Here is a 12181-nt window from a genome sequence, read left to right as displayed (position 1 = left end):
AGAGAGTACATCTGCTTCCGGAGCCAATACGTTTACCGAGATTTTGAAGATATCAATCGTGCGTGTAAAATTTCACTCCAGGCAGATCTGCTGCCACCCACGAGTAGTTAATAGTATTACTGTTGTAATTTTTGGTCCCCGCCTGAGCAACTTGTACCTCTTTCAAGATCGTGATTGATGAACCCTTCGGTCTGACAACGACGACATGACCATGCCCGTCCGCCTTTTTGATCCCGATGGTAGGGTAGCCGAGGTTGGCTCTTTTTTGAGCATCCAGAAAGGTTACGGAGTACCATCCTGGCGTATTGTTACCGGACAAAGCATCAGCCATCTGATTGGCCAAGCCACTTGGTAAGGAAGCCGACATAGCTGACATCACATCTTGCGCAAAAATATTACACTTCGTTCCACCTACCGGCGAATACTTTTTGTTCGTTTCTACCTTCAAACCGTCAATTACAGATGCATAGGTGCTTGCACTTCTAGCCATTTGAATTTCCCCCTGTATATAAGTTGTAGAAGAAACGATGGAGTCGCCTGAACATCTGAATGGCTCCACATTCAAAGGATGTTGGCCTCAATTCCCTCTCAACATTTTAGGTGAATTCCGGCTTTCTTTAACAACGTAATACACAAAAAATAGTTAAGCTAAAATTAAGCTGCTGTTTTCTCTTGGGTAAGATTGAGCATATATAATGAGGGGAATACAAGGAGAGTAGCTGTTGAGTTAAAGGGGGATCCGAGAAGTGAAAAAATGGCTTAAAAGATTAGGGAAGACGGCTATGTTCGGGGTGCTGGCTATTTTGGTTCTTCTGGCATCAGGTGTGATATATGAACAGGTAAGCACCCGGCAGGATCTGAAATCTTATACCCCCAGCGGAAAGCTATACCCTGTGAATGGGCATAATATGCATTTATATACCGGAGGACAAGGGAAAGTAACAGTTGTATTCGCTTCCGGGTGGGGCACGGCCAATCCGTATGTCGATTTTTCCCCACTGTACGATAAGCTTGCGCCACATGTTAAATTTGCAGTTTATGACCGGTTCGGCTATGGGTATAGTGATACGACGGACAAGAAGCGTGACATTGATACAATAACGAATGAAATACACGAATTGCTTCAGGTGTCCGGTCAAAAGCCACCTTACCTGTTTGTAGCACATTCGCTAGGCTCCCTCGAAACGCTCCGGTTTGCACAGAAATACCCGGACGAGGTACAAGGCATCGTGATGCTGGATAGCGGAAGCCCGGAATATTACTATACTGATGCTGAGGAGCCCGTACGCGGCGGCTTGCTCAATCAGTTGCTCATTAAAACAGGCGTAATTCGGATGCTTTTTCACTCTGACAGTTTTATCGAAGCCTCACGGGCAGCTCGCAACGGCTTGAAGTTCGTGCCGGATAAGCTGAAGAAGATTGATATGACAGCCTCATTGCTTAAGCTTGAAAATGCCAATATAGAGGACGAGCTGCGTCAATCGCGGACGAATGCAAAGGTCGTATTGGATGACAAACAGCCCTTCCTTTTCCCGCTTACTGTGCTGACCTCCGATTACTTAGGGGTTCCCGATGACGTCTGGAACAAGTACGAAAAGGAATTTACTTCCTGGTCCGTGCAATCGAAGCAATTGGTGGTTAAGGATACCGAGCATTATATTCATCAATATCGCCCTGATCTCGTTGCAGATGAGATATTGGCCTTGACCAAGCGGTAGTTTGGAAAAATTTTCACAAAGAACAACCCTGCGTGTCTTGGTATTCTCAAGATATACAGGGTTGTTTGTGGTTTGAGCTTCGATATCTCTCCAGCTTTACATATCCATAATTCACAAAAAGTAATTACTTGAAAAGTATATATAATACATCCATAAGGGGTTGTTACATTTGGAACCTACAACCACGATACGCACAGAACTGGGAAACTTCATGAAACAGAATGGGTTAAACATTACCCAATTCGGCCTAGTGGCAGACATCAATCCAGGCACAATAAGCGGGATCGTCACAGGCAACCGCGCACTCTCGGTTCATCAGTTAGACCGCATTACAGCTACGTTAGGCCACTCCAAAGGGCATTTTTACAAGAATTATATTGAGGACTTTTTGAGTGCAACAACTCCTAACATCCGTAGAGTCAGACCCCTTTTGTACCATTGCGCGGAGTTGGACATGCTGGATTGTATTGAGCAGGTCGTCAGCTTGCTCATGGAAAAGCTGGCATACGGCGATGCCCTGTTTACCATAGCTGAGGGCTTTTTCCAACAAGGGAAGTTTGCAGCGTCTATCATCCTGTATGAAAGCATTGCCGTCGGTGAGAAAAAGCAGCACTCTGAGCGACTAGCCCTTTGTCAGTACCGCATTTTTATGGCGAAGCAAGGGGACGACCAGGAAATAAATTACCAGGCTGCGATCCATTTCGAGGATTACGTTGAACGGCTTGATGATGCCGACCAGCTCGACGCGTTAAAGGATTTAGTGAATACATATCGCTCATTACGGAAATGGGGCAAGGTAAACATATTCGCTAAGCTCATGGGAGAGAAGGCTGCCATTCAGTGCGGGATCAATCAACAGGTTAAGCTAAAAAGACGGAAAAAGAAGAAAACTTCGGTCAATCCCCCATTTGTGTATTGGGCCTACTCCTATTTACTTCGTGCAGGTGTCTGTGAAGCGCAAAAAGACTACAATCAGGCATTGGAGTATACGTACACTTACGCTGATTTAAGCTGGGTGAAGGAAACGGATGAACAGACCTTGCTATGGAAGGGGCGGTTTACAGAATGGGCACAGGCTAATACGTACGTGAATAAGCTGTTAGCTGGAGATATAGGTGTCCTTCCAGACTATTTATCCTACGTTACTTCCAAGAAAAACGAGGTTCTCCCCGCATTGATTAACATAATTGAAGCGGCTAATCAATATGTTTTTAATGTAGATGATGCTCTCAAGCGTTTTGAACTAGAAATTCAATCCTTAGTGAAGCAACAAAAAAGGGTAGGTGTCTACACTCAACAGTTCATGTCAGAGCGCATCGCTCATTTTTTACAGGAATTAGCTAATTACAACTTACGTAGAGGTGATTATCAAGAGGGATTTAAATATTTAATCAACAGTTTGGAAATATCCTTTACAATTAAATCGAGTAGCAAAGCATCCATCATCAAGTGTGTTGAATTATTTGAACGTTTTAAAAAATATGCATCATCGGGAACAATAGATACCTACCAAAATTTGATTAATAAAGTATACGAAATTGAAAAAAGTTAGGGTTACTTTTATCGGTGACTAGCCTTCTGAAAGTGGCAATAGTCACCCTTTCAATATAATTTCCACAAAAAGTATATATGCAAACCATTTGAACAACATGTTGGGGTTTGATGATTTTTGTTAAAGCATTTTATACCGTGGAGCCAGCTCTTCGAGCTGGTTTTTTCTTTTGAAGATTTGCAAAGTAAGGGAATATACATCTTTAGATTAAAAGCAGTCTAAATCCCTTATAGTAGAGGTTTAGACTGCTTCACAAAAATTTATATTAGAAATTGGTATTTAGAGTTTCGCAGCAGAATGCTCATATTAAGGAGCTTCATACTTGGAAATAAATCTTTCTCGATCTTTAACAATCTCATTTTTATAGGCATCTTGATACGTTTTATACTCCTCTGTCTTGGTTAGTTCATTAGCAATGCTCTCTTCACTAAGCGCCTGGATACTGTTTTTCGAAAAAACGTCTGTTTTTACCTCTATGTTAGAATTAGGGCCTGATACTAACATAGAACCATCGGGCCGTGCGTTAGCAGTGAATACATAAATTTTTCCTTCCTGTGGAAGAAGATCGTCTTCATTTAAGAAATATTCGCTCTTATCATCACTCAGACCTCCGTTTTTTTGAATTGGAATGGAAACATCCTTCTTTAAATTACCTTTTATATTATCAAGCACTCTAACCGAATAATTCGTATAGGGCATCGTCAATACTTTCGGGCCATCCTCCGTTTCTTTCGTGACAGGAAATTTATACTCCGTTCCCGTCATTTCTTCTACGAGGCCTACAAATGCATAGTCAGCATAACCTACAACCTCTTTGGGGTTATTTATATCTATAACAAATGATGCTTGTATATAGCTAGTTGGAATTTCGCCAGATTTCGTTATATTCTTGTCTATCTTAGGATTTGAACAGCCAGAAGCCAGTATTGCAACCGTAGTGAAAATGGACAAGATCATAAATGCTTTCTTCATGCTAGTTTTCATTGGTTGTACCTCCTTAATTAGTATCTTTTATAAGCAAGATCGTATGAAGCTTTATCATTAGCGCTGAGCCTTGTTATAGACGTAACATACGCATACATTAAATCATTACTTGTATTATGTTCCAACCCAAGAGCATGACCAAGCTCATGAGTGGCAACATTTTGTTTCTCAGCAGAACTCAACTGGTTCATTCGATATTGATTGAATGTCATCCTACCTGATGGATAGGTTAGAGCAGCATAGTTATCTATATCGTAATAATCGGACAAAGTAACATCTTCAATAGTTGATGCATAGTCCGGTCTAATAATGCCAAATTTATAATTTTCCCAGGTATTTACCCCGGCATTAAATGAAGTTTGATAAGCTGTACTTCCTCCCCATTCTAGGTGCTTAGTAGAATCAACTAAATCCCACGACAATAAGGATGTGGTAGCAGCAGAGGCTTGCAAAGAAAAAAACAATGAACTGTGTAATGATAAAATAGTAAGTGCAGCAATTGTAACGATTTTTTCAGTCATAACTTTATGGATATTCCCCTTCTTCATTCTATATCCTCCCTAAATTTTAATATAATGTATAAAAAATATGATACAATGTACATTATCTGCTTTTTTTTCACAAAATGATTTCATAGATTAAATTTGAACTGTATATTTTTAAAGAATGTTGAGGTTTATAGCTAGACCCCATGCCTCTAATTTTCCATACACGAACACCTCCTTTTATGATGTGCTCCCCATTAAGAGGCATGAGGTTTGCACACAGCCCTTTGAGTCCCTCTATTCATTAGACACTCACTGTTGCAGTTCTAAGGTGAGAGGAGAGAACTAAATCGTCCCCACGTCCCAAACTATAGCAACAAACCCTCTTTATGTAATTGACTATAAAACTATGAAAATTCCAAAATTTATGACATGTTTAAATACCCCTTTTTATGCTCTATCATCCGTCTAAACGAATTCAGGTACCTCCATCCAAGCTTGATGCAACAGGCATTTATAATAATTTAAATTTGAAGCAGTATTCAGATTTTGGGCAATAGTCAGTAATCTTTAAAAATATTAATCCAAAAAAATCTGAATGTTTCTTTAGTGATTCGTGGGATTGGTAGCCCAAATCATCGGTTCCAACTAGATATTTTCATGATTAAATAGGATAAACCTCCAGTATATTCAACGCCGAGTATATTAAACAGCAACCAAAAAGCGTATATGCCCCACAAAATATATCTGATCAAATGTTCGGGGTTGTTTGAGCAATTCAAGAATTTTGCAAGCGACCAAACAGGTTCAGAATACTACAATTTAATTAACGAAGTGAGAAAAGAGAGATTATTCTATCTCTAATTCTAATAGCCTTTTTAGAGAGCAACTGCACTCCCTACCAATTCCATAGGACTATTTACAAGCCAAATAGTCGCTATCGAGATCGAGCTATAACCACTTGTAGATATTAATTTCACTTACAGCCAGCTTTTTGAGCTGGTTTTTTCTTTTAAAGGATGAGGCATCATGCACTTTCACTTTTCCCAAAAATACACATGGCACCCTAAAATAAGTACCATCTAAGGAGGGATGTATGATGGAAAGTGAGGTAACATTGCAACAGCGACTAGAGAACAATCGACAACGGCTCTATGATTTGCAAGCGAAATACGGACTAGGTCACATGTATGTACTCCGGCAATCTATGGTTTTGGACGAGCTGATTAATCAATATCATCGGATGTACTATACAAAATTAAAAAAGCCGATCGCTTGACAGCAATCGACTGGGCGAGAAACTTGTGGTGGGTCACTCGCCCTTTTATTGTAACATACATGCCAAATCATCTGATTACCCGCTCTATCATTTATTTTTCAGTTCATTCATACAGAAGATACATATCCAAGCATTTTTAAAATATGTAAGATGTTGAAGCTCGCCACATAAAATACATGCCTCCCCCACGCATCGTCGCATAATCAAGCCACTCTCCGTCATCCAAAATTCCATGGCTGTATACTTGTCAATCCCAAGACGCCTCCTTATATCTACGGGGATGACAATCCGACCTAAGCTATCCAAGTCCCTGACCATTCCTACGCGATCCAAGAAAAAACCTCCTTATTCATAAGACTCAATACACCCAAAATAGGCATACATGCTTTGGATAAGGAAATATTTATCATCACATGGCGTGAATTGGAAAAGAAACGGTACCTGCTGAAGAAGTTACATCGGTAGTAGTATGGGCTTCATAATAATCAGATAATGTAATCTCTTCAACAGGAGATACACGGTTTGGTCTAATCATACCAATTTATAATTTCACTCAGTTCGCCATTTGTAATGTAAATTGAAAAACCTCGAAAATAAACGGCGTACCCGTAATTACAAGAGCTTCTTCCAATTCAACAGTCAATGTGCTCCTACTTATCTGGTACAACCTGCTTTCCTGCAGTACCCCATTAATATACAAATCTGTGTAGCTGTTCGCACCCAATTCTGGAAGCTGACTTGCCAACTGTCCATCATCATTCGTAAACTGGGAAATAGAGATTTGAATCGTACCCGTTAGATCTGAATCGGCAAAATAGAAATATCGCTGTACCTCAGGCACAACCGTGATCCCATCCAAATTAAGCGGTGGTCCCTGGTCTCCCTGTGGCCCAACCTCTCCTTGCAAGCCTTGAATCCCTGGAACCCCCTGAAGCCCCCGCTCACCTTGGGGGCCCATGGCGCCCGCCTGGCCCTGGGGCCGGGCACTACCCGGAATGCCCTGGGGCCCTGCCAGACCCTGTATACCTTGATGTCCAGCATGACCATCGGCCCCCCTTAATCCCTGCACCCCTTGAATGGCTTCTCCTGAATTTCCTTGAGGTTTCTGTTCGACTCGCAGTCTTCGTTGGCCTTTAAATTTCATAAAGCAGATTTTTTTATTTGATAAACCTGAGGGCACCCGCTCAGCGTGCAAATGATGTCTATAAGCGCATATTCTCCTTCTTCTTCTACCCTGTCTATAAATACGTTTATTTCCCTTTTTGCTACGAATGCAGCTCGTTTCTGTACGATAAATGGGCATACAACGCAATGATCCCATCTTTCGTTCTCTTTCTTTCTTTGTTCTCCTTGTCACCTTGGTCAAGCGATATCTTTTACGCAACAATAAATTTCCCAATACTAACACCTCCATAATTAAGTACAGTTTCATTATCTTATGGAATCTAAACCAACCTGATTGGACAGATGACCTCCTTAAATTCTTTTTTCAAAAAACATCAATTTTAATTAATCTATTAATACTTACTACCACTTCGCCGTTACATTATTTTCATTTCTGAATTTACTGAAAGTAGGACTGAATCCCCTGCTTTTTTCAGAAAAATAAATTTCCCAATTTTAGAATGGAGGCACCAACATGCCCGTTATTAAACCTGTTTATACCGCCGTTGCAACTGCACCGGTCGCAAGCGGAGGCGTAGTCACCACTACTGTAAGCCCAGCTATTACAAATTTTTTCTCAGCTGTAACTGCTGGTGATATTGCCGGAGGTGTTACAACACTTCTCGCCGCAAGCTTTGTTGATGATGCTGATGCTCCAGTCGTCGCTTTACCTGTCCTTAGCGCAGACGATTATTACAATGTATTTGTGAATGGTGTTTTGCAGCAGGCTACTTTATCCACTTTGACACCCGCCAGTCTAGTTTTGGCGACCACTGATATTTCCGTAGGTGTTCCTATCACCCTGGCTATAGCCAGCTTTGGGAATACAGTCTCAACCATTACGACTCAACCAGCCATTTCAGCACCAACGGTTACGATCAGCACTTAATTATTTTTTTAAAATAAAGTGGATTCAGGACCCTTTTCTCAAATGATATACGTTAGCTTGGAGATTCGCAGTCTCGTAAACTGTGAATCTCCAGGTTTCAATAACTGGAGGTGAGATATACTTATGCCAATCATTCCTCCGTATCAGGGATCAAAAAAATTTGTCTCCAACATTTTAGAAGGCACAGGAACAGGAGCCTCCTTTTCAATTGCAGCTATAAACTTTATTGATGATGCAGGATTGACAGTAACTTCATTTCCAACAACGTTTAACTACTATCTTCTCTATATTAACGGTGTACTCCAATTGGATAATTCATCCTCCGTTTCAGCAACTGCGATTAACTTTCCAGATGGAGACACACTTGATCCGTCTGTACCGATCATGGTTGAATTCATCATCAGGTAAATTTCAATGTTTATAGAAGGGAGTGGTACATCCATGAGTCCAACAATTCAACCGATATACAACTTATCAGGCGTTTCACCAACACTGAACTCAATGACTGACAAGTTACAAACGGCTGAAGCAAGTCCTCAGTTCAACTACGCTTCCAATTATGGTATTTCTCAGTTGAGGGATATTATCACCACAAACGGCGGAGGAAATGTGCAAAATTCGGCAGAAACGTATCAACTGAGTACATCAGCAGCCTCCAATGATCGTGCAGAGCTCCAAACAGCCGAACGCGGACAATTTCTTAACGGGGCGGCATTTGAATCCGGTATTAATGTACAAGTCCCTATCCCCCCCACAGGAACTCAGCGGGCTGAATGGGGATATAGCGACAACACGAATGGGGCTTATTTTGGACAAGATAGCAGCGGCGTATATGTGGCTCTGCTACAAAATGGAGTAGAGACGTTGAAGGTGTATCAATCCTCATGGAATATTGATGCGATGGATGGAACCGGTTCTAGTCGGGTGACCCTGGACACAACTGACGGCTATCTTTATCAGGTTCGCTACAACTATACCTACGGACAAGTAGAATTCCGTATCATTGCAATTAATCCTCAGCTGTTTCAGCAAGCCGTTACAGTGCATCGCTTCACTCCGTCAAGCGCTGCACTACTGAAGGACGCTAACCAGAATATCAGGGCAACCGTCCTCAACGGTGCATCCGGGGGAGCCTTCAGCATCAATGTAGGAGGAAGGTATTTTACCAACCTGGGTTCCATCTTTAAGACCTCTCGAATCACAACAGAAACCCGGATCAATGCCACGATATCAAGTACTGCCTTCACTCCTACAGTGAGCTTCCGAAGAAAATCCTTTTTTCCAGACAACAGTACCCAGGTAAACTCTATAAATTTGGGGACTGCCAGCTTTGATATATTGGCTTCGGCCGATCTCCAATGGGAAGTCCGGATTAATTCAGTCCTCACTGGCGCATCCTTCGGAGCAGTGAGCGGGACTCCCTCTTCCGAAAGCTCCTTGCAGTCGGATATCTTGGCAACGGCTATGAATACGTCTCAAGGCGTTCGGGTGTTGGGGGGCCTGTCAGTTGCAGGAACGATAGAGGGTGTCACCAATGTACAAGTTCCTTTTACACTTCCCGGAAACGGTAATTTAACTCTGGCCTTGCGAACATTGAACAATGTCAACGGTAATGCGAGCGTATCCTTACGCTTGGAAGAGTTTTGGTAAGCAGACGGATCTGTTAGATAACTACAATTTGCATCATGTATAGGAGGATAGCCCATATAAGAGGTGTTATATTGCACTTTTACGGGCTTGACTGGCAAATACACTTCGACATCTATGTCAAAGCGTACTTGTCGGTTAATTCCGGCTTCAAAAAAGTCAGATATACGATTCTTTTTAATCATAGTTACCTCTCATTCTTCACTCCGCCCGTTCAGCCACTTGAACCAGTGGAGCACATGACTGAATCGGTATTCATGCTGCGAAGCGTAGGTCCACACCTCTGGCTCCTCAGCGGGCTCCTTCCAGACCAGCATGGAAAAGTGGCCTTCCTCCTCATTGGCGACCGACAGCAGCGAAAGACGATCATTCCCAAATCGGTATGGGGCCGATTCGACCCAATAATTCCGCATATCGCTGATCCAACTGCGAAACCGCTCTGTGCTTGAGATCCGTAGCACGTCATCCGGCAAGAGCATATGCTCTCCCATGTCCTGCCAGTACCCGGCATAACGGTAGCGTGCTTCCAGCATCGGACTGAGCGGCCGGGTTTTGCCGGGAGCCAGCATGGGCATACACGTGACGGGAACGATCGGACCGATGCTCTGGATAGCATAAGAGCGGGCCTCCCCCTCACTCAAACCGAGATACATAGCCTCCGCGAGAAAAGCGTTCCGTCTTGCAACAAACTGATGCTGATACTGTGACATTTCATTTTGTAGCTCCAACACCATACCCTGTACTGCATCTGTTCCGATCATTCCCAAGCACCTCTCATTCCAAAATATAGTCGTGCAGCTTGCGCTGTGCCCGATATTCGGCCCAATTGAACGCAGGCCATGCCGTTTCTTCCCTCGTCATGCTCATCAGACGACCTTGTAGAAACTCATCCATCGCTCCGTGTTCCTTACGGCTAAATTCAATCAGCAGCGGAATAGCATCCGCCGATAGCCCACTCAAATATTCCTTATCGATCACCGAGGTCGTGCGATACCGTTCGAGATTATTTTCAGCAATCCGTACATCAATACCCACATAATTCACGACGAGATACGCCACCAAAGCGAGTACAACATAATATTTCGCCAGCGGAAGCTGACGGACATGAATGCGCACCGCTGCAATGAGCAGCAGCAAGCCCAGAAAAATCATAAATGCGTGTACCAGATAACGGGTGTATGTATATCCGTACGCCTGTTCATACATGACCAGCCGGGTATAACCCGAATACAGCATCACACCCGAGCAGCCCACGAGTACATACAGCAGGCTGTTGTTCATTTTTTGCAATATATTTGAGCCGAATTCGGTCCACTTTAGCACACTGATCATCAGGACAAAGTTGATACCTGTCACCATAACCAGCTCCCCGAAGCCCCTTCTCGCATATTCTGCATATGAGGTTCCTTCCGGCAAGGCACCTTCCCATGCACCAAACAGATATCCGAACTGCAATACGACGAATACAACATACACCAGATTCATAACCATCAGCACCGTAGCTGTAATCACAGGATCAAACCTGATCGCTACCAGCTCGTGATAAGGTATCCTTGGTCTGTCGATGATCATCGAGGAATGACCATCATACTCGGTGGTTTGACCCTTCGCCCCCTCGCTTAACCCGTGCCACGACTGCGCCTCTTGCTCTGGATCACGCAAAGCAGGCTGTACGAATCCCCACAAATAGCAGAAAAAACAGAAGGTAAAGAAGCAGGTCCAGATCAGCCGCAGCATTCCGCTACCAAATGACAGCGTGCCGATCCATGAAGGTATACACGATAACAACTCCTCGAACATCCCATCCGCTGATGCCAGCAAAGATATGATAATGAACAGCAGCGGCAGGGCGATCAGCAAACCGACTATCACTTTCCCCAATACACGTTTGCGCTCATCCTTTACATTCCGAAAGGCTGCTGTTTTGAACATCCGAAACGGAGTCACGACATGCCGCAGATTTTGATAAAACAAATGGCTTAACGCTTGCCCGATGATACCGGGTTCGGACCAGCTATGCCTCTTCTCCCCGAGCAGCATCACCATATGTACACTAATCAGAGCAGGTATAGCCAATGCATTTAGCACATATAGAACCGGATTATCGAACAGCGCATACGTCAGCGACAGCAGCACAATTACGATAAACAGCAGTCGCCCCATCCACGAGTCAAGCCGGATACGATCCCGGTTATAGACATACAACATATAGGTGTAGAACAGAATGACAAAAATCGGCAGAGACACGCCCAGCGCATGCCCGTAAAACAGATATTGATGAACCAGCGCCAACACAATCGCCGCAGTAAAGGCGGACAGGAACGACGGTTTCGGCAAAGACGTTCCACTCATCTTGTCATGCATGGTAAATACCTCCACAACTATGCTTTATAACCCTTATTGTAGATGATAAAATAAGAAGATAAAGAGAAATTAATCGACGTAAAATTTCCTATTTTATAT

Annotated in this window: 12 protein-coding genes; 6 read left to right on the top strand and 6 right to left on the bottom strand. The window is 43.1% G+C overall.

The window, feature by feature from the left end; all coding sequences use genetic code 11:
* Positions 1-52: 52 nt before the first annotated feature.
* Positions 53-490: a hypothetical protein gene (locus tag ACIFQM_RS08090; protein ID WP_430041652.1), complete on the bottom strand. Its 438-nt coding sequence runs from the start codon at positions 488-490 to the stop codon at positions 53-55.
* Positions 491-746: 256 nt separating this feature from the next.
* Here ACIFQM_RS08090 and ACIFQM_RS08085 point away from each other — a divergent pair, with 256 nt between their 5' ends.
* Together ACIFQM_RS08085 and ACIFQM_RS08080 are read left to right on the top strand one after the other, a co-directional pair.
* Positions 747-1718 (top strand): alpha/beta hydrolase, encoded by a 972-nt coding sequence (locus ACIFQM_RS08085; RefSeq protein WP_430065243.1) that lies wholly within the window; start codon positions 747-749, stop codon positions 1716-1718.
* Positions 1719-1887: 169 nt separating this feature from the next.
* Positions 1888-3270 carry a transcriptional regulator gene (locus ACIFQM_RS08080; RefSeq protein ID WP_430065241.1) on the top strand — a complete coding sequence of 461 codons (1383 nt, stop codon included), beginning with the start codon at positions 1888-1890 and terminating at the stop codon, positions 3268-3270.
* Positions 3271-3576: 306 nt separating this feature from the next.
* On the opposite strand, the gene ACIFQM_RS08075 is transcribed toward ACIFQM_RS08080, so the two are convergent.
* Positions 3577-4254 carry a cell surface protein gene (locus ACIFQM_RS08075; RefSeq protein ID WP_342415987.1) on the bottom strand — a complete coding sequence of 226 codons (678 nt, stop codon included), beginning with the start codon at positions 4252-4254 and terminating at the stop codon, positions 3577-3579.
* Positions 4255-4271: 17 nt separating this feature from the next.
* Positions 4272-4802: a matrixin family metalloprotease gene (locus tag ACIFQM_RS08070; RefSeq protein WP_430047015.1), complete on the bottom strand. Its 531-nt coding sequence runs from the start codon at positions 4800-4802 to the stop codon at positions 4272-4274.
* Between the two features lie 1033 nt (positions 4803-5835).
* Between ACIFQM_RS08070 and ACIFQM_RS08065 the strand changes: the two genes are divergently transcribed.
* Positions 5836-6018 carry an aspartyl-phosphate phosphatase Spo0E family protein gene (locus tag ACIFQM_RS08065; protein ID WP_430047013.1) on the top strand — a complete coding sequence of 61 codons (183 nt, stop codon included), beginning with the start codon at positions 5836-5838 and terminating at the stop codon, positions 6016-6018.
* A 553-nt stretch (positions 6019-6571) separates the two neighbouring features.
* Here the strand turns inward: ACIFQM_RS08065 and ACIFQM_RS08060 are convergent.
* Positions 6572-7162: a DUF4183 domain-containing protein gene (locus ACIFQM_RS08060; RefSeq protein WP_430065239.1), complete on the bottom strand. Its 591-nt coding sequence runs from the start codon at positions 7160-7162 to the stop codon at positions 6572-6574.
* A 495-nt stretch (positions 7163-7657) separates the two neighbouring features.
* Here ACIFQM_RS08060 and ACIFQM_RS08055 point away from each other — a divergent pair, with 495 nt between their 5' ends.
* The 3 genes from ACIFQM_RS08055 (at position 7658) to ACIFQM_RS08045 (ending at position 9721) form a co-directional block, all read left to right on the top strand.
* Positions 7658-8071: a DUF4183 domain-containing protein gene (locus ACIFQM_RS08055; RefSeq protein WP_430041672.1), complete on the top strand. Its 414-nt coding sequence runs from the start codon at positions 7658-7660 to the stop codon at positions 8069-8071.
* Between the two features lie 123 nt (positions 8072-8194).
* Positions 8195-8479: a DUF4183 domain-containing protein gene (locus tag ACIFQM_RS08050; RefSeq protein WP_430041673.1), complete on the top strand. Its 285-nt coding sequence runs from the start codon at positions 8195-8197 to the stop codon at positions 8477-8479.
* 33 nt (positions 8480-8512) lie between these two features.
* Complete coding sequence (locus ACIFQM_RS08045; protein ID WP_430041675.1) at positions 8513-9721, top strand: hypothetical protein; 1209 nt, start codon at positions 8513-8515, stop codon at positions 9719-9721.
* Positions 9722-9912: 191 nt separating this feature from the next.
* On the opposite strand, the gene ACIFQM_RS08040 is transcribed toward ACIFQM_RS08045, so the two are convergent.
* Together ACIFQM_RS08040 and ACIFQM_RS08035 are read right to left on the bottom strand one after the other, a co-directional pair.
* Positions 9913-10479, bottom strand: coding sequence for a hypothetical protein (locus ACIFQM_RS08040; RefSeq protein WP_430065237.1), 567 nt, complete (start codon positions 10477-10479; stop codon positions 9913-9915).
* A 13-nt stretch (positions 10480-10492) separates the two neighbouring features.
* On the bottom strand, positions 10493-12082 hold the full coding sequence (locus ACIFQM_RS08035; RefSeq protein ID WP_430065235.1) for a DUF4153 domain-containing protein: 1590 nt from the start codon (positions 12080-12082) through the stop codon (positions 10493-10495).
* Positions 12083-12181: the final 99 nt, after the last annotated feature.

The organism is Paenibacillus sp. NRS-1782, assembly GCF_050467685.1.
Classification (GTDB): domain Bacteria; phylum Bacillota; class Bacilli; order Paenibacillales; family Paenibacillaceae; genus Paenibacillus; species Paenibacillus terrae_A.
The sequence above is the reverse complement of the archived record's forward strand: the minus strand, read 5'-3'. Positions and strand labels throughout refer to the sequence as shown.

What these genes read in the sequence shown, in the direction of transcription:
- ACIFQM_RS08090 (WP_430041652.1), bottom strand. Translation starts at nt 490, where the DNA reads ATGGCTAGAAGTGCAAGCACCTATGCATCTGTAATTGACGGTTTGAAG.
- ACIFQM_RS08075 (WP_342415987.1), bottom strand. Translation starts at nt 4,254, where the DNA reads ATGAAAACTAGCATGAAGAAAGCATTTATGATCTTGTCCATTTTCACT.
- ACIFQM_RS08070 (WP_430047015.1), bottom strand. Translation starts at nt 4,802, where the DNA reads ATGAAGAAGGGGAATATCCATAAAGTTATGACTGAAAAAATCGTTACA.
- ACIFQM_RS08065 (WP_430047013.1), top strand. Translation starts at nt 5,836, where the DNA reads ATGATGGAAAGTGAGGTAACATTGCAACAGCGACTAGAGAACAATCGA.
- ACIFQM_RS08060 (WP_430065239.1), bottom strand. Translation starts at nt 7,162, where the DNA reads ATGAAATTTAAAGGCCAACGAAGACTGCGAGTCGAACAGAAACCTCAA.
- ACIFQM_RS08055 (WP_430041672.1), top strand. Translation starts at nt 7,658, where the DNA reads ATGCCCGTTATTAAACCTGTTTATACCGCCGTTGCAACTGCACCGGTC.
- ACIFQM_RS08050 (WP_430041673.1), top strand. Translation starts at nt 8,195, where the DNA reads ATGCCAATCATTCCTCCGTATCAGGGATCAAAAAAATTTGTCTCCAAC.
- ACIFQM_RS08045 (WP_430041675.1), top strand. Translation starts at nt 8,513, where the DNA reads ATGAGTCCAACAATTCAACCGATATACAACTTATCAGGCGTTTCACCA.
- ACIFQM_RS08040 (WP_430065237.1), bottom strand. Translation starts at nt 10,479, where the DNA reads ATGATCGGAACAGATGCAGTACAGGGTATGGTGTTGGAGCTACAAAAT.
- ACIFQM_RS08035 (WP_430065235.1), bottom strand. Translation starts at nt 12,082, where the DNA reads ATGCATGACAAGATGAGTGGAACGTCTTTGCCGAAACCGTCGTTCCTG.